21 protein-coding genes are annotated in these 26,417 nt (G+C 62.7%); 10 read left to right on the top strand and 11 right to left on the bottom strand.

Annotated elements, in window-relative coordinates:
- The first annotated feature begins 56 nt into the window (after positions 1–56).
- Positions 57–737 carry a response regulator gene (locus EK373_RS01940; RefSeq protein WP_232830997.1) on the top strand — a complete coding sequence of 227 codons (681 nt, stop codon included), beginning with the start codon at positions 57–59 and terminating at the stop codon, positions 735–737.
- On the opposite strand, the gene EK373_RS01945 is transcribed toward EK373_RS01940, so the two are convergent.
- Positions 679–4,191 (bottom strand): hybrid sensor histidine kinase/response regulator, encoded by a 3,513-nt coding sequence (locus EK373_RS01945; RefSeq protein ID WP_129641065.1) that lies wholly within the window; start codon positions 4,189–4,191, stop codon positions 679–681. The two genes, EK373_RS01940 and EK373_RS01945, sit on opposite strands and share 59 nt — an antisense overlap.
- A gap of 17 nt (positions 4,192–4,208) precedes the next feature.
- On the opposite strand from EK373_RS01945, the gene EK373_RS01950 reads away from it, so the two are divergent.
- Positions 4,209–4,736: a hypothetical protein gene (locus tag EK373_RS01950; RefSeq protein ID WP_129641066.1), complete on the top strand. Its 528-nt coding sequence runs from the start codon at positions 4,209–4,211 to the stop codon at positions 4,734–4,736.
- On the opposite strand, the gene EK373_RS01955 is transcribed toward EK373_RS01950, so the two are convergent.
- Positions 4,726–6,474: a diguanylate cyclase gene (locus EK373_RS01955; protein WP_129641067.1), complete on the bottom strand. Its 1,749-nt coding sequence runs from the start codon at positions 6,472–6,474 to the stop codon at positions 4,726–4,728. The two genes, EK373_RS01950 and EK373_RS01955, sit on opposite strands and share 11 nt — an antisense overlap.
- Before the next feature lie 193 nt (positions 6,475–6,667).
- Between EK373_RS01955 and EK373_RS01960 the strand changes: the two genes are divergently transcribed.
- Positions 6,668–8,935 (top strand): c-type cytochrome, encoded by a 2,268-nt coding sequence (locus EK373_RS01960; RefSeq protein ID WP_129641068.1) that lies wholly within the window; start codon positions 6,668–6,670, stop codon positions 8,933–8,935.
- 316 nt (positions 8,936–9,251) lie between these two features.
- Here EK373_RS01960 and tal read toward each other — a convergent pair whose 3' ends face one another.
- Positions 9,252–10,370, bottom strand: coding sequence for a transaldolase (gene tal, locus EK373_RS01965; RefSeq protein WP_129641069.1), 1,119 nt, complete (start codon positions 10,368–10,370; stop codon positions 9,252–9,254).
- A gap of 173 nt (positions 10,371–10,543) precedes the next feature.
- On the opposite strand from tal, the gene EK373_RS01970 reads away from it, so the two are divergent.
- Together EK373_RS01970 and EK373_RS01975 are read left to right on the top strand one after the other, a co-directional pair.
- Positions 10,544–11,467: an aspartyl/asparaginyl beta-hydroxylase domain-containing protein gene (locus tag EK373_RS01970; RefSeq protein ID WP_129641070.1), complete on the top strand. Its 924-nt coding sequence runs from the start codon at positions 10,544–10,546 to the stop codon at positions 11,465–11,467.
- A gap of 250 nt (positions 11,468–11,717) precedes the next feature.
- Positions 11,718–12,512 (top strand): hypothetical protein, encoded by a 795-nt coding sequence (locus EK373_RS01975; RefSeq protein WP_129641071.1) that lies wholly within the window; start codon positions 11,718–11,720, stop codon positions 12,510–12,512.
- Between the two features lies 1 nt (position 12,513).
- Here EK373_RS01975 and EK373_RS01980 read toward each other — a convergent pair whose 3' ends face one another.
- From EK373_RS01980 to EK373_RS02000, 5 genes are all read right to left on the bottom strand, one after another.
- Positions 12,514–13,062, bottom strand: a complete 549-nt coding sequence (locus EK373_RS01980; protein ID WP_129641072.1) for a DUF2058 domain-containing protein — start codon at positions 13,060–13,062, stop codon at positions 12,514–12,516.
- A gap of 85 nt (positions 13,063–13,147) precedes the next feature.
- Positions 13,148–14,095 carry an AraC family transcriptional regulator gene (locus EK373_RS01985; RefSeq protein ID WP_129641073.1) on the bottom strand — a complete coding sequence of 316 codons (948 nt, stop codon included), beginning with the start codon at positions 14,093–14,095 and terminating at the stop codon, positions 13,148–13,150.
- Between the two features lie 162 nt (positions 14,096–14,257).
- On the bottom strand, positions 14,258–14,968 hold the full coding sequence (locus EK373_RS01990) for a pseudouridine synthase (RefSeq protein ID WP_129641074.1): 711 nt from the start codon (positions 14,966–14,968) through the stop codon (positions 14,258–14,260).
- A 52-nt stretch (positions 14,969–15,020) separates the two neighbouring features.
- Complete coding sequence (locus tag EK373_RS01995; protein WP_129641075.1) at positions 15,021–16,091, bottom strand: class I SAM-dependent methyltransferase; 1,071 nt, start codon at positions 16,089–16,091, stop codon at positions 15,021–15,023.
- Positions 16,081–17,364 carry an aminotransferase class I/II-fold pyridoxal phosphate-dependent enzyme gene (locus EK373_RS02000; protein WP_129641076.1) on the bottom strand — a complete coding sequence of 428 codons (1,284 nt, stop codon included), beginning with the start codon at positions 17,362–17,364 and terminating at the stop codon, positions 16,081–16,083. Before EK373_RS02000 ends, EK373_RS01995 begins: the two co-directional genes overlap by 11 nt.
- A 78-nt stretch (positions 17,365–17,442) precedes the next feature.
- Here EK373_RS02000 and EK373_RS02005 point away from each other — a divergent pair, with 78 nt between their 5' ends.
- The gene (locus EK373_RS02005) at positions 17,443–18,369 is read left to right on the top strand and encodes a ketopantoate reductase family protein (RefSeq protein ID WP_129641077.1); all 927 of its coding nucleotides are present in this window, start codon (positions 17,443–17,445) and stop codon (positions 18,367–18,369) included.
- Here EK373_RS02005 and EK373_RS02010 read toward each other — a convergent pair.
- Positions 18,366–18,662, bottom strand: coding sequence for a hypothetical protein (locus EK373_RS02010; protein ID WP_129641078.1), 297 nt, complete (start codon positions 18,660–18,662; stop codon positions 18,366–18,368). The genes EK373_RS02005 and EK373_RS02010 overlap by 4 nt on opposite strands.
- A 108-nt stretch (positions 18,663–18,770) precedes the next feature.
- Between EK373_RS02010 and EK373_RS02015 the strand changes: the two genes are divergently transcribed.
- The gene (locus tag EK373_RS02015) at positions 18,771–19,598 is read left to right on the top strand and encodes a fumarylacetoacetate hydrolase family protein (RefSeq protein WP_129641079.1); all 828 of its coding nucleotides are present in this window, start codon (positions 18,771–18,773) and stop codon (positions 19,596–19,598) included.
- 83 nt (positions 19,599–19,681) lie between these two features.
- Here the strand turns inward: EK373_RS02015 and EK373_RS02020 are convergent, their stop codons facing one another.
- A complete protein-coding gene (locus EK373_RS02020) occupies positions 19,682–20,935 on the bottom strand; it encodes a VOC family protein (RefSeq protein ID WP_129641080.1) in 1,254 nt (417 codons plus the stop codon).
- A 184-nt stretch (positions 20,936–21,119) separates the two neighbouring features.
- On the opposite strand from EK373_RS02020, the gene EK373_RS02025 reads away from it, so the two are divergent.
- The 3 genes from EK373_RS02025 (at position 21,120) to EK373_RS02035 (ending at position 24,246) form a co-directional block, all read left to right on the top strand.
- Entirely contained in the window at positions 21,120–21,902 is a 783-nt protein-coding gene (locus EK373_RS02025; RefSeq protein WP_232830998.1) for a histidine phosphatase family protein, read from the top strand.
- A gap of 89 nt (positions 21,903–21,991) precedes the next feature.
- Complete coding sequence (locus EK373_RS02030) at positions 21,992–24,055, top strand: carbon starvation CstA family protein (RefSeq protein WP_129641082.1); 2,064 nt, start codon at positions 21,992–21,994, stop codon at positions 24,053–24,055.
- A 2-nt stretch (positions 24,056–24,057) separates the two neighbouring features.
- Complete coding sequence (locus EK373_RS02035) at positions 24,058–24,246, top strand: CstA-like transporter-associated (seleno)protein (RefSeq protein WP_129641083.1); 189 nt, start codon at positions 24,058–24,060, stop codon at positions 24,244–24,246.
- 4 nt (positions 24,247–24,250) lie between these two features.
- Here the strand turns inward: EK373_RS02035 and EK373_RS02040 are convergent, their stop codons facing one another.
- Complete coding sequence (locus tag EK373_RS02040) at positions 24,251–26,416, bottom strand: xanthine dehydrogenase family protein molybdopterin-binding subunit (RefSeq protein WP_198683013.1); 2,166 nt, start codon at positions 26,414–26,416, stop codon at positions 24,251–24,253.
- Between the last annotated feature and the right edge of the window lies 1 nt (position 26,417).

Genomic DNA, 26,417 nt, shown 5'->3' on the forward strand with positions numbered 1-26,417 from the left:
GCCGATGCCTGATCTCTCGCGCGCCGGTCGTCCGAAGGCAAATGGAGTTGCCGCCAATGACACAAGCATGGAGTATTGCGCGCGCAATGAAGCGCGCCGTTCTGATCGCCGATGACCACCCCCTATTTCGTGATGCACTCAAGCTCGCCGTCGCCCAGGCCGTGCCGGGCGCTCAGATCATCGAGGCCGATACCGTGCACTCATTGTTCGCGGCGCTCGATGCCCATCCCGATCCCGAGCTGTTGCTGCTGGATCTGAACATGCCCGGCGCGCAAGGCTTCAATGCCTTGGTGCAGGCGCGAGCGAATTTTCCTACCGTGCCCATCGTGGTGATCTCGGCGCGTGAGGATCGACGCATCATGCAGCGAGCGCTGGGTCACGGCGCAGCCGCGTTCGTCCCGAAATCGGCCTCCATCGACGTCATCGTCGAGGCTTTGCGCTCCGTGCTGAGCGGCGACACGTGGCTACCCGCCTCGGCAACGACGGGCAGCGATCCGACACCGCTGGATCAACAGGAACTCGATGCGACCGCGCGACTCGCAACCCTGACCCCGCAGCAGTTCCGCGTGCTCTCGATGCTGTCGTCAGGCTTGTTGAACAAGCAGATCGCGGCGGGGCTGGAGGTCTCCGAAGCGACTGTCAAAGCTCACGTCAGCGCGGTGATGCAAAAGCTCGGCGTCAGCAATCGGACGCAAGCCGTGCTGCTGGCGCAGCGACTCTCGCTGGATCAGCAATAAGCGCCACGATCAGCGCTCGTAAAGCCGCAGGACGCAGCGGCTTGCGCAACACCTGGAATCCCAGCGCACTCGCGCGTTGTGCTAGAGCGGCAGTGCCATCGGCGGTGACCAAGGCGCCGGCACGCATTCGCGCGGACTCTTTCGGGACCAGCTCATCCAACACATCCAGTCCCATGGGTTCGCCGCCGAGATGATAGTCGGCGAGCACCAGATCGATCGACTGAGCCTGCAATGTCTCACGCGCCTGCGCGGCCGTGCCGACACAGACGACGTCGATGCCCCAACGCGTCAACAACTCGCGCATGGCATCGAGAATGTTCGGATCGTCCTCGATGCACAGCACGCGCAATCCCCGCAGTCCTGCAACGCTATGCACTTGCGCCGGTGTCGTCGCGGGCTCGCGTGCCATGCCCTTGCCTCGCGCCACCCGCACGCTGAAAGCACTGCCCCGGCCCGGGGTCGAGCGCAAGGTGAGTCGAGTTTGCAGAATGTGAGCGATGCGATCGCAGATCGACAGGCCCAGGCCGAGACCGCGCTCGCCCCAGGGCGAATGCTGGTCGAGCCGGCGAAACTCTTCGAAGATCACGCTCTGGCTTTCGGCGGCAATGCCGGGGCCGGTGTCGATGACTTGAAACTCGACCTGATCGCCGGCGCGGCGACGGACTCCCACGACCACGCGTCCACTGCGCGTGTAACGCAAAGCGTTGCCGATCAAGTTTTGTAACACTCGACGCAGCATCCGCTGATCGGAGTACACCTGCACACGCGTGGCGTGCACTCGCAGCTCCAGATTGCGTTGCGCGGCTACCGGGGCGAATTGTTCCTTCAACGAATCCAACAGTGCGCCGGCGGAAAAATCGCCGAGCTCGGGTTGAATCGCACCCGAATCCAGCCGCGAGATGTCGAGCAAGCCATCGAGCAACTCTTCGGCAGCGTGCAACGAATTCTCCACCCGATCCGCCAACTGCTCGACCTGTGGATGTTGTAGCTGACCGGCGTGACCTCGAAGCGCCGCATTGAACAACCGCGCCGCATTCAAGGGTTGCAACAAGTCATGACTGGCGGCGGCGAGGAAGCGCGTCTTGCCCAAGTTGGCCTTCTCTGCAACCGCAGTCGCTTCGACGAGTTGCCGGGTGCGCTCGGCGACGCGTTGCTCCAATGTTTCATTGATTTCGCGCAGCTCAGCTTCGACGTGCTTGTAAGTGGTGACGTCGTTGAAGGTGCTGACATAGCCACCGTCGGGCAGCGGCTGCCCGCGCACTTCGATCACACGACCATCGCTGCGGCGTCTTTCGGAAAGGTGCGGCGAACCCGCCCGCATGTGAGCCAGCCGTTTCTCGACATGCGCTTCTGCATCGCCCGGACCGTACCAGCCGCGCCCCGCGTTATATCGCATCAGATCGGCAATGGGCCGGCCCGCCCGCATCAACTCCGGCGGATAGTCGAGCAGCTCCACGTACCGCCTGTTCCATGCCACCAGGCGCATCTCCGCGTCGACGACACTGATCCCCTGCGGCATGTTCTCCATCATGGCTTCGAGCATTTCGCGATTGAAGCGCAGCTTCTGCGAGGCCTCATCGAACAGCGTAACCACCTCACTGAACTGCAGACCGGCGCCTCGCAGCGCGCTGGTCAACACCATTCGTGCCGAGGCCGCACCGAGCGCACCGGCGAGCTCGCGTTCCAAACCCTGTAACAATCCAACGTCGGCGCGCTGCTGCGGCGAATAGTCGCGTCCATGCTCCTGCTTGTATCGCTCGAACCAGGCTTGCGCCGCGCTCCACCCCAGCAAGCGCTCGGCGAGCAACTGCAGATCAGCGATCGTCGCCGAGCCCGGCAACAACTTTGCACGGCGCGCATCCGCGCCCCCGATGCGTGGCGCAAGTTGCAATCGCTCGCCGATCGCCGGGGGCGAATACAGCGACATTCCGACCAGCGCGATCATATTCACCAGCAGCGACCAGAACACGCCGTGCGTCAGCGGATCCGGCCCGGAGATCCCGAGCAGCGAATGAGGCGCAAGCACACCGATGCCGAACGGCCCTTCCGTGATCCACGATGGCATCACGCCGTCCGCGCTCGCAAAAGTCGGCAGCAACAGCGTATAGATCCAGATCAAGAATCCACCGCACAATCCGGCGAGCACGCCGACTCGACTCGCGCCCGACCAATACACCGCACTGACGACCGCCGGTGCGAACTGCGCTACGGCCGCGAATGCGAGCAGGCCTATCGACGCGAGACTGGAGCCGTTCGGCACCACTCGAAAGAAACAAAACGAGACCAGCAAGATCGTCAGGATGGCGGCGCGTCGGATCCAGAGAATGCCTCCCGATGCGAGACTGCGATCACCGAGTGCCGGCGGGCGCCAGCGCCAGATCGCAGGCAGGACCAGGTCGTTGCTGACCATGGTCGCAAGCGCGACGGTCGCAACGATGACCATGCCGGTCGCGGCCGAGAAGCCGCCCAGATAAGCGAGCAACGCCAGCCAGTCGTGCCCTGCGCTGAGCGGCAGCCACAACACGAACGAGTCCGGCGCAATCGAGCCGCTGCCGGCGCCCGCTGCGACTGCAGCCGCAGCGATGGGCACGACCACCAGACTGATCAGCGCCAGATACGTCGAGAACCACCAGCGCGCGTGGCGCACATCGCCGACCTCGGCGCACTCCACCACGCCCACCTGGAATTGTCGCGGCAAGCAGAATATTGCCGTGAGCGACAACAGCGTCTGCGTGAGAAAAGAAATGGAATGATCGACGCCAGCCGGCATCTGGCGCGCCATATCGAGCAATGGTTCGATGCCATCGAGCTGCGTCAACGCGAACACCGCCACACACAGCAATGCGATCAGCTTGACCAGCGATTCGGCGGCCACCGCCAGCACCATGCCCGGATGATGCTCGGTCGCATCGACCTGCCGCGCACCGAACAGACTCGAGAACAACGCGAGCATCAGCGCGACCAGCAAAGCGCTGTCGCGATACCAGGCCACGGTTTGCGCCGGCGCGCCGGCCGACAGCACCTCGATACTCATCGAGATCGCTTTCAATTGCAGGGCGATGTATGGAATCGCGGCCGTCAGTGCGATGACGGTAACGGCCACTGCGATCTGCGGCGAACGGCCGAAGCGGGCCGCGAGCAGATCGGAGATCGAGGTGGCGTTCTGCTGCTTGGCCATCCGCACCAGCCGCTCGAAGAACGGCAGCAGGAACACGAACACCAGCAGCGGCCCCAGATAAATGGGCAGATAGCTCAGCCCATCGCGCACGGCGCTGCCCACCGCGCCGTAGAACGTCCAGCTCGAGCAGTAAACCGCCAGCGCCAGACTGTAGATCAGCGGCCGCAGCCGCGTGTGCTCGGGATACAGCCGCCGCCGGTCACCCCACCACGCAATGAAGAACAGGCCACAAACATAGGCCAGCGACGCGACCAGGAGCCCCCATCCCGAGATCATGGCTTCATAATACGCAAGTGATCACCTACAACGTATTCCTGGATCGCACCCGCCTGCCGGCCGCCGCCGACTGGGCCCGCGTGATTCGCGAAGCGGGCTTCGATGTGCAGCTGAATGCCGATTTCGAGCCGGGCTCATTCAGCGGCTATCTGCCCTGCCCCGACGACCGCACCGGCTTCGAGTATTACCTGGAGTCGTTTACCACGCCGACGCTGGAAATCGGCGATGCCGGCGCCCAAGCCATCGGCCCGCGTAACGCGGTAGCGAGCCTGCGATTCAGCGGTCGTTCTTCGGATCGTGACGCCGCGAGTGCCGCGGCAGCCACTTTGGCCGCCATGACCGACGGCGTGTTGTTCGATACCGAGCCGGGGCATTTCATCGCGGGCGACGAGGCGCTGGCCTGGGCACGCAACGAGCGTTATCAGCCGATCGCCACTTATCACCGGCGCGCGATGCGTCGCAAAGCGCGCCTGACGCCGCCCATCATCCTGCGGCTGCTGATCATTCTGTTTCTGGTGCTCGCGATCTACTGGCTCAGGAAGTAGCGGCCCGCTGCGCCGGCGGCTCCTGCTCCTGCGCCGGCTCGATGCGATCGTGAAAGGCCACCACACAATTGCGTCCTTGCTGCTTGGCCCGGTAGAGCGCCGAGTCGGCCGCCTCGAAGAATTTGTCGGCGTTCTCGAAGTCGCCCCGCGACAGGCACGCATAGCCCACGCTGATGGTGATCGACAGATCGCCATTCAATGTTTCTTCAACCGTGCGCCGTAACCGTTCGCTCATCACGGACGCGGTCTGGCAATCGATGCCGGGCAGGATCACGGTGAACTCTTCGCCACCGTAACGACAGGCAACCGACGGCTTACGCGCGAACTTACGCAATGCACTCGCCACGGCTTTGATGGCCTGGTCGCCGCACGCATGGCCGTGCCGATCGTTGTAACCCTTGAAGTGATCGATATCGAGGACCAGCAACGACAGCGGCCGCTGTTCCTGGCGAGCGATGACGAATTCCTGCGGCAGCCGGTCGTCGAACATGCGGCGATTGCCGAGCAGTGTGAGCGGATCGGTTCGGCTCTGGTGCTGCAGCTCGTTCATGCGCGTGCTCAGCGTCATCGACAGCAGGATCATCTCCAGCAACGAGCCGATCTGCCAGCCGTTCTGAGTAAAGAACGTGTGCGGCAGCACGCCGAAGGTCTTCAGCAGGAAAATCACCGAGCCGCACAGGAACGAGCCCCATGCGATGACGTAGAAACGCGCCGGCCGCGAGCCCAGCAGCATGGCGGCAATACCCATCACCAACATGAAAATCACGCCGATCAGCACCAGCCCGGCGACCGGCGCGATGATGGTCGCATAAGGCACGAACGGCGCGGCCAGCAACAGGATGGCTGCAACGGTCTGCAGTCCTCGGGCTGCCAGGTCCAGACGCGGCGTGACTTCCTTCGCCCGCAAAATCATCCGCGAGAACTGCAAGCCCGCGAACAACGCGATGTTGATCAGCGCGACCAGACTCGTATTGCCCCAGCGCGGACTGTCCGGCCACAAGTACTGATAGGCCAGGCCGTTGTGAATCAGCATGTACAAGCCGAAAGTGCCGACATACGCGAAGTACGCCAGGAAGGCTTTGTCGCGCACTGCGATGAACACCAGGCTGCTCCACACCAGCAGCATGACCACGCAACCGTAGTAGATGCCATATGCCAGCTGCTCGCGGCTGAGCGACTCCAACAGCTCCGGCGAACTGAACAACGCCAGGCTGATGTCGATCGGCCCCTGGGATTGATAGCGCAGGTACACCACACGCTCGCCCTGCGAGGGCACATGGATGGGAAACACGAAGTCGCGATGGGCGATGTCGCGCGCGGCGAACGGCCGACGGTCACCGGTCTTGTGGATGCGCCACTCGTTCGGGGCGGTCTGCTCGTAGACGTCGAGATAGTCGATCAGCGGGTAGGTCTGGCGAACGAAGATCTCGCGCTCGCGCGACCCTGGATTACGAAATGTGATCCGTGCCCACCAGACCGAGCTGGTGAAGCCGACGTTGGCGGCCGCGAGGCTGCCCGGGACGAAAGTTGACTGAGCCACCTGGTCGAGCGACAGATCGCCCCTGGCGTCTTCGAGCAGGTCGATGTGACGGCTGAACTCCTCGACGTAGATGCGATCGGCCGTGGCCAACTCGAACACGGTCGCGCCCGCCTCGGCAGCGGTGACATACACGCTTGCGCACAGAAGCAGCGCCAGCACCAGGCGCCCGGCGAAAACGGCAATACGAAGCGGCGACATCGGCACTCTCTCCTCCCTATCCGCTGTGCCTCTACGAATCGGCGCGAAGTATGCGACACCGCGACCAAAGCCGCGACCTTCTCAGTCATGAAATATTGGAATTGTGATGTCGTCTGCGGGCGCTGTGTGAGCCTGTCGGTAACTTGCGCGCCTCGATGTGACTTGAATTCAAAAACACAACAGGGAGTGAGCGATGCGGCGCCTCGTTCGATGGCTGCTTGCGCTGGTACTGATTGCCGGCGTGGCACTGGTGGCAGGGTTTCTCTGGTTCGTGCTGTGGCCGGTCCACACCATTCCCGCGCTCGAGCCGGTCGACGAGTACGTGTGGCTCGATCAGAACTGGGGCGCGGGCCAGAACACCGAGCAGCGCCAGACCTACTATTACACCGGCCAGGGCGCCTCGATGCCGCAAGGCGCCTCGGGCGGCGCGCTCAGATACGACTGGTTCGTGCACCTGGAGCTGCCGTTCTCCAGCGAGCGCTTCGCGAACCCCGATCACATGCGCAAATACCGGTTCCTGGTCGATCCGGCGCCGAGCCCGGCCAATCCGGACCAGCTGCCCATCGGCTTCACCAGGCACTTCGATCCGGCGATCGGCGAGTACGTGCTCGATATCACTTGCGCCGCCTGTCACACCGGCGAAATCCACTACACCAGGAACGATCGCACCGTCGCGATGCGCATCGACGGCGGTCAGGCCATGCACGCCTTCACCGACATGACCCGGGGCAGCTTCGCGCCGGTGCTGCTGGCATCGCTGGTCGACACCGCAGTCAAGCCCTGGAAGTTCGATCGTTTCGCACAGCGGGTGCTCGGTCCCGGCTATCCGGATTCCAAATCGGAATTGAAGTCGGCGCTGTGGGCGACCATCAAGGCCATGATCGGCAGCGGCCAGAACAATCCGCTGCGCAAGCTGTATCCGGTGCACGAGGGCTTCGGCCGCACCGACGCGCTGGGACGCATCGGCAATACCGCGTTCGGCGATCACCTGGCCAAGGGCAATTACCAGGTCGGCGATGCGCCGGTCAGCTATCCCTATCTCTGGAACATCTGGAAGTTCGACTGGGTGCAGTACAACGGCTCGGTGGCGCAGCCGCTGGCAAGAAACATCGGCGAGGCGCTCGGCGTTGGCGCGATTGCACCAATGCGCAGCGCCATGAACGAGCCACTGCCGAACGACCAGCGATTCCGCAGCAGTGTCGACATCGCCGGCCTGCAACGTATCGAACACACTCTGCAACAGCTCACGCCGCCGAGCTGGCCGGAACAGATTCTCGGCGCCATCGACACCGCGAAGGCGGAACAAGGCGCCAAGCTGTTCGAACAATACTGCCGCGGCTGCCACGGCCCGCATGTATCCGATGCCGCACGTCAGCAGGCGAGCGCGCCGCTCAAGCCGTTCCCGGAAGTGGAATGGCGCATCGAAGTGATTCCGCTGGAACACATCGGCACGGATCCGAATGCGGCGAAGGGCTTCATGGAGCGTCGTTACAATCTGTCGACGACGGGCCTGACGAATGCCCAGCTCGCCGATGCTCTGCGCCCGCTGTTAGTTCGCTCGCTGGCGCGCGATGCGCGGTTCCGCCTACGAGAAGTCGTTCGTCTGCGCGGCGAGCAGCAACTGCCGCTGGGTGAATTGCCCGCCTTGCTCGAGGGCTATCCCGATCCCGACGCGAATGCCACGCCCAGCTTGCCGCAGGACAGCTTCGACGCGATCGACACGGCATTGGAAACATTGCTGTCGCCCATGCCGGTCCTTCCGACGACGCAGCCCGACGATCCGCTCGACTGCGGGCTCGATTGTCACACGCTCAATCTGTTGTGGGATGTGCGCAATGGGCCGGCCAACGTCGAGCAGACTGTCGCTCGGTTGGATGTGACCAAACTCAGTGAGGGCCTGGCGCTGAACCTGGTTGGCATTCTGATCAAGAACCGCTTCTATGCGGATTACGGGATCGACTACGCCACTCAGCAATGTCTGGAAGGCTTCGGCGCACTGGATTTGCCGCAGCAGATTGCTGGTTATAAACCGCGGCCGCTGCAAGGCGTGTGGGCGACGCCGCCATTCCTGCACAACGGCTCAGTGCCGTCGCTGTACCAAATGCTGCTGCCGCCATCGAAGCGTGACCAGAAATTCTTCGTCGGCCGCCGGGAATTCGATCCAGTGCACGTTGGCTATGTGACGGCGCCGGATGCAGAAGGTGATGAGGACGGGTTCTGGCTGGATACGTCGATCCCGGGCAATAGAAACATCGGTCACGGTTTTGCAGCCGATGGAGCGACGTGGAGTAAACATCTGGCTGACCCGGAGGCGAATCCGCTGCCTTCAGGGGTGATTGGACCGGAGTTCACGGATGAGCAACGGTTCGCGCTGGTCGAATACTTGAAGGTTCATCGGGACCCGCCGACGCCGGAAGGGTTTCAACCGCCGCAATGTCAGCTGTTCGGCCGGTCGCTCTAAGAGAGGCGCGTTGGTGATCTGCGGCGCGCCGGGAGTGGTCTAGCTCGGCGTTGCTGTCGGTGGTGTGGTGGTCTGCGTCGCCGGGTGCGGTCTAGGTCGGCGTTGCTGTCGGAGTCAGTGACCTCGCCGCAGTTCGATCGGGCAGCGCTCTGTCGCGAGTCGTCGCGAAGACGACTCGTAAGTTTCGCGCGGTAGCAAGAAACGTGAGCGCTCGTTAGAGCGCGGTAGCGCGACCGCAGGTCGCTTCCGGCGACGCGAACCACCGACGCCTCCGGCGACGACCTCAACTCCAGAACGAGCGCACCATCGAGCGCTATTACTTCCTGAAGCTCTCCGCCCTCTTGCCCAACGTAACAAACAACGCGTCGAACGGCTCCTTGAATTTCTTCACGCCCTCGCGCTCGAGCTGCTCGCTCACCGCCTTCAGCTCGATGCCCATGTTGCGAAGGATCTGCACCGTCTCCTTCGCCTCAGCCAGATCGTCCTCGATCCTCACACCCGCGTCACCATGATCGCGAAACGCATCGACCGTCGCAGGCGGTAACGTATTAACAGTGTTCGGCGCGATCAGCGCCTCCACATACATCGTGTCCTTGTACGCCGGATCTTTGCTGGAAGTGGACGCCCATAACAAACGTTGCGGTTTCGCTCCCTTGTCCGCCAGAGCGCGCCAACGATCACTCCCGGTCCACTGCTTGTAGTACTGATAAGCCAATCGCGCGCTCGCGATGGCGGCGCGGCCGCGGCGGGCTTTGGATTCGTACGTGTTCATCGTGTCGAGCTTGGCGTCGATCAGCGTATCGATGCGGCTCAGGAAGAAGCTCGCAACCGATGCAACTTTATCGATGGGCTGCCCCGCCTTCACCCGCTGCTCCAATCCAGTCAGGTACGCATCGACGACCGCGCGATAGCGATCGACGCTGAACAACAGAGTGACATTGATGTTGATGCCCGCCGCGATCAAGTCAGTGATCGCCGGCAGGCCGGCCTCGGTGCCCGGGACTTTGATCATGGCGTTGGGTCGATTGAACGCCTTCCACAAACGCACCCCTTCGGCAATCGTGCCTTGCGTGTCATCCGCCAGGTGCGGCGAAACCTCCAGGCTCACGAATCCGTCCCCGCCCCCCGTCGAATCGTAGGTCTGACGAAACAGATCGGCCGCGGCCTGCACATCTTCGAGCGCCAGCGTCTCGTAGATGTCGTTGATGCTCTTGCCCGCGCGGGCCAGGGCAGCAATAGCGTCGTTGTACTCCGCACCTTCGCCGATCGCCTTGGCAAAGATCGCAGGATTGGAGGTCACGCCGGCGAGTGCATCCTCGGAGATGAGGCGAGCCAGGTGCCCGTCGCGCAGCCAGCTGCGGCGGATGTCATCGAGCCAAATGCTCTGACCCAACTGGTGGACCTGGCGTAACCGATTCGGGACTCGCTCGTTCATCTCATGGCTCCAAGTTCAAAAGACTCTGCAATGCATCACGCGCCATTGTATAGGACTGGAGTGCGATTAGAGCTGTAGCGTCAACACTGCAATTCCCCACAATGGCTTGTTCACAAGCCTTCGGTAGGTATCCTCCGCCCAACACCAGATACTTCACACGGCAGCTCCGCGCAATGCTCCACTCGCTCATGTCACCCCGGATGCTGATCTTGGTGACGTTTCTGGCCTCCGTCACATTCATCCAGTTCCGCGGCCGGGTTCGGCACAAGTTCTCGCGTCTGGTCGCAGATCACGCCAATCTGCTCGCGCCCTACAACGCGCTGATGTATTTGTTCTCGGCGGTCAAAGCCAAGCCCTATGCGGACATCCGGGAGTTCCCGGAACTGAAACAGGTCACCGAACAGTGGCAGATGATCCGTGAGGAGGCACTGAAGCTGTTCGACGAAGGTCATATCCGTGCCGCCTCCGGTTACAACGACATCGGCTTCAACACCTTCTTCAAGCGCGGCTGGAAGCGTTTTTACCTGAAGTGGTACGGCGACTTCCTGCCATCGGCTTCGGCGTTGTGTCCGAAGACGGCCGAGCTGCTGGGTAAAATTCCTTCCATCAACGCGGCAATGTTTACACTTTTGCCGCCCGGCTCTCGCCTCGGCGCTCACCGCGATCCGTTCGCAGGCTCGTTGCGTTATCACCTCGGCCTGGTCACGCCCAATTCGCCCGAGTGCTACATCGTGGTCGACGGACAGAAGTATTACTGGAAGGACGGCGAGGCGGTGATGTTCGATGAGACATACATTCATCAAGCCGAGAACCGTACCGACGTCACCCGCGTGATTCTTTTCTGCGACATCGAGCGGCCGATCTCTAACCCCGTGTTGCGATGGATTAATCGCACCGTCGGCCACGGCATGATTCGCGCGGCGGCAACACAGAACGTGCCCGGCGAGCACGTCGGCGTGCTGAATCATATATTCGCTTACGTGTATCAAATCCGCGCGCTCGGCATTCGTATCAAGGAATGGCACAAGCCGCTCTACTACGTGCTGAAGTGGTGTCTGATCGCCGCCATCGGCTTTGGGCTCGTTGTCGGATTTTGAGACAACGTCTCATTCGACTTTGCGTTTGTCCTCGAGCGCAGCCTCGATCGCCGCGGCAATTATTTCCTCCGCGGCGTTAATCCAAGTCATTCTCGCGCGCTGATTTTCTCGTCACGGCGGTTCTCCGCTGGCGCGCCTTTTTCCGCATGGAACTTCCGTGCGTGCGTGTCGTTGCTTGCTTATCCTCGGCATGGTTTCTGCAAGTCTGTGGCCAAGCGGACTTGACCAGTGCCGGTGGACGGGGGCTGCAATGATGATGCGTCTCGGACTCGCGTGTATCACTCTGCTATTTCCCGTGTTGGGTCTCACCTGCGAGAGCGTCAATCGCGAGCAGTGCAAGCAGCGCTTCGAAGCGCTGGTGAATTACCGGACTGAAGCCATCACCAACGCCTTCGGCGATCTGCTCGGCACCTTGCCCACCGAGCTCGATGTGAAATTCGTCGGCAGCAAAGAGCTGAAAGACAGCGACGGCAAAGAAACGTACGACGCCGACCATCACGCGCTGGTGTTTCCTCGCCGCCTGCTCAGCGCCAAGGTCCCCAATCCGATCCGCGCTGCCGCTTACTACTGGCCGTTCTACGAGAACGAGCAATATCGAAATGCATTCCCGGTGGTGGAAACCATCGATCAGCTGATCTGGACCGCTTTCCTGCAGGAAGCGGCCAAGCGCCGCGGCCTGTCCTGGCCGCACAAGGACTGCGAGTCCAGCGATCTGGGCACGCGCCTGCCCTGCGAGATGCTGGTCGAAGGGATCAACGAGCATCTGAAGGAAGTGCGCACGCCGATCTTCAATGCCAACCGGCTCGACATGATCTGGCCGGAAGACTTCGCGGGCTTTCGCCGCGGGTTATGGAATAAAGGCGATCAGCTGTATCTGGACGTGCAGCGCTATGGCGGGATTCTGTTAATTGGCCCGCTGATCGATCAATTCGGCGTCCCGCGCGCACTCGCGTACATCGCGCAGACGCCGTTCCATGTCGAAGACAACAACATGCGCTTGTCCGCGCAGCGCTATCAGGAACGCGCGCGAAAAGTCCTCGACTGAGCTACCACATCAGATCGTCAGGGACGACATAGTCCTTGTACGGATCGTCTTCGGCCGGCCTGGCTTCTTCGGCGTTCAGTTTCACGATGGCGCGCTCGTCGCGCTCGCGGATGCGCTCGGCGATTTCCGGAAGCACCAGGTCGTACTTGCCTTCGCAGCGAGCGATCATGATCGTGCCGGCAATCAGCTTTTCGCGCAAAGCATTGTCGGCAACGATCCGACGCACCTTGCCGCGATCGATGAAATTGAAATATTCCTCGCTCTCCGGCTTGGGCAGCCGATGCTGCTCGATGAGCTGCTTGATCTGCGCCCAGCGCTCCTTGCGGTCCTGATTTTCCTGGCGTTTGCGGTTCAGCTCGGCATCGCGCGCAGCCTTATCCGCCTGCGCTTTGGCGCGCGCCTCGGCAGCCCGCTTCTCCTGCTCTTCACGCAGCTGGCGATTCTTGGCCTGCTGATGTTGCTGCTGCTTCTGCTGATTTTCGGCCTGGCGCGCCTGCTTCTTGCTGCCGAGGCCGGCGGCCAACAGCTGATCGCGCAATGACATGCTCATCGAAAGGCTCCGCACGGACTCCTTGGGGGACGGCGCCATTCTACGCAAACCGCCGCCGCGCGGGAGTGTGACGCTCTTCGAAAACTCAGGCCGGTTGCAGTCTGCCGCCGCGGACCGTCTCTATTTCCCGTCGCGGCGGAGCGCCGAACAGGCGTCGATACTCGCGGCTGAATTGCGACGGGCTTTCGTAACCGACGCGATGCGCAGCGGCAGCGGCCTCCAGCCCCTCGGTGAGCATCAGGCGGCGCGCCTCGTGCAAGCGCAGGTGTTTCTGAAACTGCATCGGCGACATGGCCGTCACTGCTTTGAAACGATGGTGCAACGACGATTCGCTCATGTGCGCGGCCGCCGCCAGGTCTTCGATGCGCAACGACTCGGTGAATCGCTTGCGCAACAGATCGATGGCGCGCGCCACGCGATTCACCTGGCTGTCGACGATGCACAACTCGCGCAATCGATGCCCCAACTCCCCGGTGAGCACTCGATAATGAATTTCCCTCAACACCAGGGGCGCGAGAATCGCGGCATCCCGCGGCTGTTCCAACAAGCGCGTCAGCCGCAGGACGGCGTCGAGCAATTGCGGACTGGTGCGTGCGACATACAAGCCACGGTCCGTAGACGGCGGCACGGCGCTGCGGCCAACCTGCAACAACAGCTCACCGATCATGCGTGCGTCGAGCTCGAGGCGCAGACACAGATAGGGCTTCTCGGGCGTCGCTTCGAGGACATGGCCGATCGCGGGCAACGTGACCGACACGGTGAGGTAATTCAACGCATCGTAGTAATAGATGTCGTCGCCGAGCAGTGCGCGCTTGCGCCCTTGCACGACGATGCAAAGGCTCGGCTCGTACACCGAGGGCGTCGGTACGGACGGCGCGTTGGCGCGAATCACCGTCAACGCCGGAATGGCGGACGGATGAATGCCCTCCTGGGGCGTCAACCGGGTGACCAGGGCAGCCAGCTCGGCTTGCTGCTCGTCCAGATTGGGGAGCTCGATAACGGCGGGATTCGGGATGGAAATGGCGGCGCTCATAGCTGCAGGCCCTACGATAATCAGGCTATTCGACCGCCTGATTATCAACATAGTTCAGCGTCGTTGTCCCACGCGGGCAAGCCACCTTTGCAGAATCGGGCAAGAATCGACGAGGAATGGACAGCGGCGGCGGGGCCGGCTGACGGCACTGTCAGCCCGGCGTCAGGCGGCCGTCACCCCGAACAGCTTGTCGCGATCGGCGGCGTCGAGCGGACGCCATCTGCCCTCGGGGAGCGCGCCCAAGTCGAGGTCACCGACGCGGCTGCGATGCAGCTTCTCGACGTGGTTGCCGACGGCCGCAAACATCCGGCGCGCCTGATGGTAACGGCCTTCAGTCAGCGTGAGCCTCGCCTGTCTCGGGCCGAGCACTTCCAGCGTCGCCGGCGCGAGCGGTTCGCGCTCGGATTCGAGCATCAACTTGCCGCTCGCGAATATTTTCACTTCGTCGCCGCGCAGATCGCGCGCCAGCGTCGCTTCATAAATCTTCGGCAGCTTGGATTTCGGCGAGACGATCTTGTGCAGCAACTTGCCGTCATCCGTCATCAGCAACAACCCGGTCGTGTCGCGATCGAGCCGCCCGACCGTCGCCACGATGGGATCGCGACGACGAAACCGTTCGGGTAACAAGTCATAAACGATCTGGCCAGGATCGCTGGTCGAGCACGTATAGCCGACCGGCTTGTTCAGCATCAGCAGCAGACCGGGCGCGGGATCCAGCGGCTCGCCATCGATGAGGACGCGCGAATGATCGACCTTGTCGTCCGAGTACAGCACTTCGCCGTCGATGTCTGTAATGCGACCCTCGCGAAAGATCGCGAGCACTTCCTTGCGACTGCCATAGCCGAGATTGGCGATGAGCTTGAGTAATTTCATCGCGAGCCCTTCGCCAGCCCTGCGCAGGCGCGAACTGCTGAACCTATCTCGTTCATCGCGCGGCCCTGCCGGATTTGCGAGCGGCCTTGGCACGCACCGCTTCGATGATCTTGTAGCCGTGCTGTTGCACGACCGTGCGCACGTTGTCGAAGCTTTCGCTCAACACGTTCTCATAGGGCAAGTGACGATTCGCCACCAGCCACAATTTGCCGCCGGGACGCAGCGAATCGGCAGCGACTGCGATGAAACGCCGGCCGATGTCTGGTCGATCGATAGCGCGCTGCGCATGGAACGGCGGATTGGTGACGATAACGTCATAGCTATCGGGCAGCCCTGCCGCCACGTCGTGCCAGCGATAGTCGATGGGCGTGCGCGCTTCGAAGCTCTTCAGATTCACGCGCGCCAATTCCAACGCGCGGTTCTCCGCCTCGTATGCATCGAGCGCACTGATGCCGGAACAGCGAGTCAACAACTCCGCTGACAAGTACCCGAAGCCTGCGCCCAGATCGGCAGCGCGGCCCGTCAAGTTCGATGGCAAATGCTCCGCGAGCAATGCCGACGCCACATCGATGCGATCCCACGCGAAGATTCCGGGACGACTCACGAAACGACCGTCCGCGATCGGTCGAGGCGCATCGAGCTCCTGCCAGTGCGCGATCAAAGAAACGTTGAGTCGCGCGAGCGATGCCGTCCAGAACACACGGCATTTGTTCTTGCTCATGGACTCGACGTCACCGGTGAGCTGCGTGAGATCGGCTTCGCTCGAGCGAGCGCCTTCGTCATTGCTCTGGCTGACAATGATGCGACCGCCCGGCTTGGTCATCGCGACGGCGCGCGCCATCAGCGCACGCGCCTCGTCACGCTGCCGAGGCGGCAATATCAGCACCAGCTCGTATGTTTTTGCCGCGCCGGCGACGTTGACCGCGAAGCCCGCTTGCGCCAATGCGTCTGCTTCGGGCTTGAAGCTTTGCTCACAAGTGAGCCCGGGCAGCGACCGCTCGCGCAGCGGCCAGCCGTCTCGTGCGCGAAGAAACATCGCGCCACCCGTCGGCCAGGGCAGACGGCCTTCACTGAATGGCAGGAAGAGCGTTTCGAGCGCCGCGTCGCTGCGATCAGCTGGCATGCGACTGCAACAGCTTCTCGGTGGCGGCGAGCAGCACGCACACGGCCACGCCTTGCACCGCTTCCGTCACTTCCGCCAGCTCCGGGAAGCTCGGCGCAATGCGGATGAAACGATCGTGCGGATCCTTGCCGAGCGGATGTGTCGCGCCCGCAGGCGTCAGCTCCACGCCGGCTTCTTTCGCCAGCTGCACGACACGCTTGGCGCAGCCGTCGAGCACTTCCAGCGAAATGAAATAACCGCCCTTGGGACGCGTCCACTTCGCAACGCCAGAATCGCCGAGCGCCTGCTCGAATGTATTCAGCACCTGCTCGAACTTGGGCGCGAGGCTGGCGCGATGACGATCCATCAGCGCAGCGACGCCGCCGTTGCTGTTGAACAGACGGATGTGACGCAGCTGATTCACCTTGTCGCCGCCGATGGTCCGCATGCTCATGTTCTTCAGATACCAGGCGGCGTTGTCCTTCGAGCCCGCGAACAACGCAACGCCGGCGCCGGCGAACGTGATCTTGGAGGTCGAGCCGAAGATGAACGCGCGATTCGGATTGCCATGACGCGCGCACAGCTCGTCGATGTTGGCAATCTCGACGCGCTCGGCGGTCAGGTGGTGCACGGCGTAGGCGTTATCCCAGAACAAACGAAAATCGCGCGCAGGAGTCTTCATCTTCGCCAGGCGCTCGACGGTTTCGTTGGAATACACCGTGCCGCACGGGTTGCTGTATTTCGGCACGCACCACATGCCCTTGATCTGCGGATCGGCGGCCACCAGCTTCTCGACCGCGTCCATGTCCGGACCGGTCTCGAGCATGGGCACCGGAATCATCTCGATGCCGAACTGCGCGCAGATGGAAAAGTGACGGTCGTAGCCCGGCACCGGGCAGATGAAAGCGACGCGAGATTCGCGCGACCACGGCTTCTCGCTATCGACCGTGCCCTTCAGCATCGAATACACGACCGCATCGTGCATCAGCGAGAGGCTGGCGTTGTCGCCCAGAATCACGCGGTCCGGGCTGACTCCGAAAATCGGCGCCAGCTGCGCACGCAGCTCCGCCAACCCCTGCAGCTCGCCGTAGTTGCGAGTGTCCACGCCACCGGCCAGGTAGTCGGCGCCGGGCAGGCTCAGCAGCTCGTTGCACAGGTCCAGCTGTTTCGACGACGGTTTGCCACGGGTCAGATTCAATTTCAGCTTGCGCTCGGCAAAAGCCTGGTAGCGGCGGCGGATGTCTTCGTGGACGGCGCGCAGGTCGTTGGCGCCTAAAGTCGTCAAGTTGGGCATGGGTGGGTGAAAGTCAGGCCGGTGTGGCCGGTTGGGGTAAATTTCGCGGCTGCGGATCTTAGCGGCTATTCTCAGCCCATGACATCCATCCTCATCGTCGGCGCCGGCGCGGTCGGTGCTCTGTTCGGCTCGGCGCTGGCCCGCCAGGGGGCCCAGGTCTCAGTGGTCTGTCGGTCGGATTACGACGTAGTTTCCCGCGAGGGCTACGACATTAGCAGCCCGCTGCTCGGCAACCATCGGTTCTGTCCACACGCAGTGTTCAAGACCGTGGCCGAGTCCAAGACGCCTCCGGATTACCTGATCCTGACCACCAAAGTGCTGGAAGGCGTGGATCGCGCCGCACTGATCCGCCCGGCCGTCGGACCCAAGACGGTCATTGTGCTGATCCAGAACGGGGTGGATATCGAGGCGGAAATCGCCACGGCCTTTCCCGAGAACGAGATCCTCAGCGGCCTCGCCATCGTCGGCGTGGGGCGCAGCGCCCCCGGCATGGTGAATCACCAGACCATGGGTTCGCTGAACCTGGGTCGCTACCCCAGCGGCGCGTCAGCGGCGGGCGAGCGGCTGGCCGCCTTGCTCAACGGCGCCGGCATCGGCTGCAAGCTGACCGATGACGTGGTGAGCGCGCGCTGGGTGAAGGCGGTGTGGAACGCGACATTCAATCCGATTTCGATCACCGGCGGCATGCTCGACACCGCGGTCATGCTCGGCACCGCCGAGTCGACTGCGTTCATTCGACGAGCGATGGATGAGGTTTGCGCAGTGGCCGCGGCTGCCGGCCACCCGGTGCACCCGAAGGTGGTCGAGCAGTTCATCAGCACCACCCAGGGCATGCAGCCATACCTCACCAGCATGGCGCTGGATTACAAGTACGGCCGACCGATGGAGATCGAGGCAATCCTGGGCAACACGGTGCGCGCCGCCCGCAAGCACGGCGTCAGCACGCCGATCCTCGAGACCCTGTACGCGCTGACGAAAATGATCGAGCGGCGGATCGCGGTTTAGCCAGCAGATTTCTTGCGCGTCTTCGGCGGCTGTTTCACGGCGTGCAGCACGTTGTCCGCGACCCGGGACATCCAGCCGCCCGAGTACAGCATCATCTTCAAGGTGTGCAGCAGCACCTGGCCCGGGCCTTCCACGGCCAGCCGGCAATCTTCTTCGATCTTGCAATTCTGCATCTCGAAGAGCCCATTGCCCTCGATGACCAGGTTGGTGTCCTTGAAGTGGCAATCGACGAACGACTTGCCGTCGAGGACCACGCGCTGCCCGTCAAAGGTTTTCCCGGTGACCTTCTTCATCTTTATGTAACTTCGAAAGTTATCGCCGCCATGTGAGCGAGGCGGTCTTTCTACACGAATGCGCCGGCTCTTGCACGGCCGGACGCCGTAGGGGAAGCTGCCGGCCGCATGCGTCTATGTAGATTCGATACCGACAGAGTAGGTGTGCTTCGCGGCGACATGGTCGTCGATGTGACCACCGTCCTGGAATCCATTCCCGCCGAGCGCTGGCCGCTCCCCCCGGGTGACCTGCTGATCGGCAGTTTCGACCGGCTACGCGGCCTGATCGACCAGGCGGCATTGTCCGGCGTGCCGCGTCATCTGGCCGACTGCGCGCTGAAAAGCCCGGTCGCCAACCCCAGCAAAATCCTCGGCGCGCTGAAGAACTATCACGAGCCCGCCGACGATGCGGACTACCCGGTCAGCACGCTGGACCGCGATGGCCTGTTCCTGAAGGCGAGCACCTCGGTCATCGGTCCGTCCGAAGGCATCGAGCTCGCCCTGCCCGGCCGGCAGCACGATCACGAAGTGGAGCTGGCAGTCGTCATCGGCTCCTGGTGTCGCAACGTCAGTCGCGAGCGCGCCATGGATCACGTCGTCGGATACACGGTGGCGCTGGATATGACCGTCAAAGGCACGGAGGAGCGCAGCCTGCGCAAGTCTCCGGACGGCCATACAGTCCTCGGACCCTGGCTGATTACGCGCGATGAAATTGCAGATCCAGGGGCGCTCGGCCTGTGGCTGCAGGTGAATCGTCAGCCGCGCCAGCGCGGCAACACTCGTAATCTGCTGAACGACGTGCCGCGCCTGATCGAATATGCGTCGACATTTTTCACGCTGTATCCGGGCGACATCATTCTCACCGGCACGCCGCCGGGCGCAGGCCCGGTGGTGTCGGGCGACGTCGTCGACGCCGGCATTGGCGGCATCGGCTCGATGCGAGTGGAAGTCAGATAGAAGTCGGGGTCGTCGACATCCTTCGACGACCCCGGCGCTAATCGCTAAGGCTAGTTACTAGTCCCTTCCCTGGGAGTGTTTGATCACTTCCCCTTACGCGGCTTTTTCGCCGCCTTCTTCTTTCCCCCTGAGCGCGTCTTGCTCTTGGCCGCGGCTTTTTTCTGGGCGCCTTTTTTCGCGCCTTTTTTCGCCGCGGTCTTCTTGCTGCCGGCGGTCTTACCCGCCGACTTCTTGCTCGACTTCTTCTTGCCACCCTTCTTCGCGGGTGCCTTGCCCGGCGCTTTCTTGGCGGGTGCCTTCTTCTTGGCAGGCGCCTTCTTCGCCGGAGACTTCTTCGCGGGCGCCCGCTTGGCCGGAGCTTCCTCAGCCGGGGCCTCTGCGGGCGGAGCTTCCTTCGGCGGAGCCTTCTTCGCAGGCGCTCGCTTCTTGGCGGGCTTCTCAGCCGGAGCGGCGGGCGGCGTTTCGACCGGCGGCGCCTGCTCTTCAGCCGGCGTTTCCGGATCCTGCACGACCGACGGCGGCGTCTCGGTATCGAGTTTCAACTGTTCAGGCTTCACCTTCTTCTCCTTCTTTTCTGATTTCTTCATGTTCGCCGCCGTGGCATGGGCCGCGAACATCGCGCCCTGCGGGTCGACGGCTTGTACGATCCAGTCGCCGCCCGGCACTTCCATCGGGCCATTGATCACCTGACCGCCGGCGGACTTCACTTTCTTGGCGGTCTGGTTCACGTCCTTGACGTGCACATAGCTCAACCAGTTCGGGCTCGGCCCGCTCTTCATGGTCATCATGCCGCCGAACGGCACGTCGCCGAAGCCGTAGATCAGATACTTGCCCATCGGCCCCATGTCGTGCTCGACCATATTCTCCCAGCCGAACAGGGCGGAGTAGAAGTCGAACGCGCCCTCGTGGTCGGTGCTGATGAGCTCGTGCCAGGAATGCTCGCCTGGCTGCGGTGGCGTGATCTTGCCGTAGTCTTCGGCGGATTCATACAGACCGAACTTCGCGCCATAAGGATCTTGCAGCACCGCGTGGCGGCTGCCGCTGGACATCGTGTCTACATCCTTCACGACCGAGCCGCCCTTGCTCTTTGCCAGCTCGATGGTCGCGTCGATATCGCCGGTGCCAATGTATGGCAGCCAGTGCGGGGCGGAACCGTTGCCTGCAACGGCGGCGCCGATCGGGCCGCGCTGCGCGGCGAACATTACGTAAGCAGCATCCTCTTCCCAGGGCTGGGGCTTCCAGCCGATCGCCTTCCCATAGAACGCATGGGCGGCATTGGCGTCCGGCGTCACCAGCTCATGCCAGACGAATCGTCCACGGACACTCTGATCTGCCATCGCGATCTCCCTCGATGAACTTTGTTAGGTAATCAAGCGGTCGAATCAAGAGACGTTCGTTGGCGGCTGAGCATACTCCGCTCGTTGGCGCAAAAGTAGTCAACACTCGATCGACGATCTCACATTGCACATTTGCTTCATGCGATGCGCACGCGAGCCGCCGCAGACTTGCCAAAAAATGGCGATGAGGTACAACAGCACGCCAGGAATTCCACCCTCATCGCAGCAAGACACGGATCTCATGATCACCACGCGGCTCAATCGTCGTGCATTCGTGGGCCTCGCCGGCGCAGTTGCGCTCGCCGCTTCACTGCCGTCGACGGCCGATACGCCATTGCAGATCTGGTTCATCCGCCACGGCGAGAGCGAGATCAATGTTCCCGGCAATCCGCGCACGGTGCCTGACGGCGGGGTGAGTTATCCATTGACGCGCAAGGGCGTGGAGCAGGCGCGCGCCCTGGCTGAATCGCTGCGTGGCGCGCCCATCACCAAGATCTATAGCAGCACCCATCTGCGCGCCATTCAGACAGCGGACGCAGTGGCGTTCGATCACACCCTCACGCTGTCGCTCGCGCCCGAAGCGGTCGAAATCGACTTCGGCATGACACCCGAGTCCACTCAGGATATCCGCGCGGTCTACGCCGAGCTGACCCGTAAGTGGTTCATGGAAAAAGACCTCGACGCGCGCAACGGCGCCGGCGAAAGCTTCGCCGACGTGCAGCGCCGCTTCCTGCCGTTTGTGCGGGAACTAATGAACCGTCACGCGCTGGACTCGGGCATCGTCGTGATCGTCGCGCACAGCGCGACCTTGGGCTTCATGGTGCCGGTGCTGGCGAGCAATGTGCCGGCCGATTTCGCCCTGCGCCATCCGCTGCCGAACACCGGCATCATCAAGACCGAGCTGCGCGACAGCCGGCTGTTCTGCACCGACTGGGCCGGTATCGCCGCGACCCGGTTCGGCGAATAGCCTGCAACTCTTAACTTCGATTGGGGGATGGCTGGCAGCTACCATGCGGCCCGCGTGCACGCGGTGGGCTGGAGGCTCGGCGAAATAAGATGTTGAGAAAAGCATTCTGGATTCTGGTGGCGCTGGTCGGCGCCTTTGCGGTCGGCGGCGTCGCACTCCATCGCGGCGAGACCATCAACGCCATGTGGATCGTGGTGGCCGCGCTGTGCATCTACAGCCTCGGTTATCGCTTTTACAGTGCGTGGGTGGCGGCCAAGGTATTGAGCGTCGATCCGACACGCGCGACACCGGCACTGCGGCTGAACAACGGCCGCGACTTCATGCCGACCCATCGCTGGATCGTGTTCGGCCATCACTTCGCCGCGATCGCCGGCCCCGGCCCCTTGATCGGCCCGACGCTCGCGGCCCAGTTCGGCTACCTGCCCGGCACCTTGTGGATCCTGGTCGGCGGCGTGCTCGGCGGCTGCGTTCAGGACATGACCATCCTGTTCCTGTCCACGCGACGCAACGGCCGCAGCCTCGGCCAGATGGCGCGTGACGAGCTCGGTCCGGTCGGCGGTTTCGCCGCCATCCTCGGCACGCTGACCATCATGATCATCCTGATCGCGGTGCTCGGCCTGGTCGTGGTCAATGCGATGAAGCACAGCCCGTGGGCCACCTCGACCGTGTTCGCCACCATCCCGATCGCGGTGCTGATCGGTCTGTATCTGCGCAATATCAGACCGGGTCGCGTGCTCGAAGGATCGCTGCTCGGGCTCGCGTTGTTGCTCCTAGCCGTGGTCGGCGGAGGCTGGGTCGATTCGCACCCGGCGCTGCGCGAGCTGTTCAACCTGCAGGGCAAGCCGCTCGCTGGGTTCGTGATCGGTTATGGGTTCATCGCCGCCGTGCTGCCGGTGTGGCTGCTGCTCGCGCCGCGCGATTATCTGTCGACCTTCCTCAAGCTCGGCACCGTGCTGCTGCTGATCGTGGCCGTCATCCTGATGCGGCCCGAGATCCACATGCCGGCGGTCACGCAGTTCATCGACGGCAGCGGCCCGATCTTCGGCGGCGCGCTATTCCCGTTCGTGTTCATCACCATTGCCTGTGGAGCAATTTCGGGTTTCCACGCGCTGGTCTCGAGCGGCACGACGCCCAAGCTCATCGGCAACGAGAGCGATGTGCGCCTGATCGGCTACGGCAGCATGATGCTGGAATCGGTGGTCGCCGTGATGGCGATGATCGCCGCCACGCTGCTCCAGCCCGGCGTGTATTTCGCGATCAATAGCGCGCCCGGCATCGTCGGCGCGACCGCCGAGGCGGCGGTCACCACCATTACGAGCTGGGGCTTCCCGGTGACCGTCGATCAGATGGCGTTCCTCGCCAAGGAAATGGGCGAGTCGACGTTGTTCGCCCGCACCGGCGGCGCGCCGTCGCTGGCGGTCGGCATGGCGAGTATTTTCTCGAGTGCGTTCGGCGAGAGCATGCTGGCCATCTGGTATCACTTCGCCATCATGTTCGAGGCGGTGTTCATCCTCACCACGCTCGACGCCGGCACGCGCGTCGGCCGCTTCATGCTGCAGGATGCGCTCAGCCATGTATGGAAGCCGATGGGCGAGACCTCCTGGTACCCGTCGGTGCTGATCTCCAGCGGCCTGGTGGTCGCCGGCTGGGGTTACTTCCTGTACATCGGCGTGGTCGATCCGAACGGCGGCATCAACATCCTCTGGCCGTTGTTCGGCATCGCCAATCAGCTGCTGGCCGGCATCGCCCTGAGCGTCGCGACCGGCATCCTGATCAAGCAGGGCAAGCTGCGCTATAGCTGGGTCACCGGCGTGCCGCTGGCGTGGCTCGCGATCATCACGACCTCGGCCACTTGGGAAAAAGTGGTTTCCGACGACCCGCGCATCGGCTTCCTATCGGCAGCGAATCAGATGGCGGCCAAGCTGGCCTCCGGCGCGATGACACCTGAACAAGCGGCGGTCGCGCCTCAGTTGATCTTCAATCAGCGCCTGGACGCGGTACTCGCAGTGTTGTTGTCGGCAATCCTCTGGGTTGTCATCGCCGACATGGTGCGTGTTAGCCTGCGCGCTATTCGAGGCCAGCCGGTGCCTCCGAACTCGGAAGCACCGCATGTCCACATCAGCACCATCGAGCTCGGGGTAGAGGCGACATAACCATGCAGCGACTGACATCATTCCTGGGCCTGGCCTGGAGCATGATCCGGTCGCTCGCCACCGATGACGCCTACGATAAGTATCTGGCTCATCACGCCCACGCGCACGCCGGCTCACCGCCGATGAGCCGACGCGCCTTCTATATGAAACAGCAGCAGAGCAAATGGACCGGAGTATCGCGCTGCTGCTGAGTGCTCAGACCACGAATCCTTGCTTGACGATCGGCAGCTTGCGCAGCCGCTTCCTGGTCGCCGCGTAGATCGCGTTACAAACCGCAGGCGCCACCAGCGCGACGGTCGGTTCGCCCATACCGCCGGGCTTTTCATCGCTGTTGAGCAAGTGAACTTCGATGACCGGCGACTCGTTCATGCGCAGCAGTCGATACGTGTCGAAGTTCTGTTCCTGCACCTTGCCGTTCGTGACGTTGATCTCGCTGAACAGCGCCGCGGTCAAGCCGAAGATGATGCCGCCTTCGGCCTGGGTCTGAACGATGCCGGGGTTCACCATCTGGCCGCAGTCGACCGCGCAGACGATGCGATGGACTTTGAGCTTGTCGCCTTCGAGCGAAATCTCCGCGACCTGAGCCAGGTAGGAGTCGTAGCCCGACATCAGAGCCACGCCTTGATGCCGTCCCGCCGGCGGCTTGCCCCACCCTGCTTTGCGAGCCGCGACATCGAGCACGGCCAGCCAACGCGGCTGCTTGGTTAACAAGGAGCGGCGGAACTCGACCGGATCGATCTGTGCTTCGGCCGCCAGCTCGTCCATGAAGCTCTCGATGGTGAAGCAGTTGAGCGCATGGCTCACCGAGCGCCAGTAGCCAACATCCAGTCCGACTTCGTGCTGCACATAGTCGATGTGCAGATTTGGCGCCTCGTACGGAAAGTTGTGAGCTGCCTCGATCGCGAACGGATCGGGCGTTCCTTGGGGCACGGCGCCCGGCGCCCAGCGTGCAGTCACGGACGGCGCGACCAGGTGCACCTTCACCGTATTCAGCTTGCCGTTACCGTCAAACGCCGCCGACAGCGTGTTGCGAGCGGGCGGACGATATTTGTCGTGCGTCGTATCGTCTTCACGCGTCCACAACAATTTCACCGGCTTGTTCATCGCCTTCGCGCACTCGACCGCGGCGGGAACGAAATCGACATCCAGCCGGCGACCGAAGCCGCCACCCAGGAACGTGGTGTGTACGAACACTTTCTCTGGCGGCAATCCAGCAGCTTTCGCCGCCGCGGCCTGTGACATCTGCTGAACTTGAGTGGGCGCGTACACGTGACAGCCATCGTCGCGAAACTCGACCGTGCAGTTCTGCGGCTCCAACGTCGCATGCGCGAGCATCGGCAGCTCATAAGTCGCCTCGACACGCCGGCTGTTCGATTTCCAACCCGCCTCGACGTCGCCTTCCTTGCGAACATCCAATCCTTTGCCGCCCGAGGCCGTTTTCAATCCCGCATAGATGGATGCATTGTTGAGCTTCGCCGTCGCGCCCGGGCTCCACTGAATATCCAACGCGTCGCGCGCGGTCTTCGCCTGCCACCAGGTGTCTGCAACCACAGCCACACCGGACGATGTTTGCAACACCTCGCGCACGCCGGGCATTGCCTTCGCTTTGTCGGCATTGAAGCTCTTCACGGCGCCGCCCAGCTCGGGCGGCTGCGCGAGTGCTGCGTACAACATGCCGGGCAAGCGCATGTCGATGCCGAACTGCGCGCTGCCATCGACCTTCGACGGCGTGTCGAGTCTCGGCAATGTTTTGCCGACATATTTGAACTCGTTGCTCCCTTTGACCTGAACGTTCTGCGGCGCCGGCATCGCGGCGGCCGCTTCGGCCAACTCGCCGAAAGAAGCACGACGGCTAGTGAACAAAACATAGCCATCGGCGACCGTGCACGACTGCGGTGGCGCGCCCCACTCTTTGGCCGCGGCGGCAATCAAACGAGTGCGCGCTTCGGCGCCCGCCATTCGAATCTTGTCCCACGCTTCGCGAACGCTCGTGCTGCCGCCGGTCGCTTGCGCGCCGAGCAGCTTGTTCACGTATTCGTTTCCAGGCGGTGCGAATTCAACCTTGATGGCGGTGGGCGCAACGCCCAGCTCTTCGGCGAGCAGCGTCGGCAGCGCGGTGTACACGCCCTGGCCCATCTCCGATTTGTCACAAAACATCGTGATGGAGCCGTCGGTGCCGATCTGCAGGAAGGCGTTGGCCTTGACCAGCTTCGGCGGACCGGATTGCTTCGCGACTTCTTCCGGTTTGCTACAGCCGGGCAAGTAACAGGCGATGACCAGACCGCCCGCGGCCGTCGCGCTCGATTTGAGGAAGCCGCGACGTGACATGTCGTTCATGAATGAGCGAGGTGAGCTTGCCATG

This window comes from Peristeroidobacter agariperforans (assembly GCF_004138335.1).
GTDB classification, from domain to species: Bacteria; Pseudomonadota; Gammaproteobacteria; order Steroidobacterales; family Steroidobacteraceae; genus Steroidobacter; species Steroidobacter agariperforans.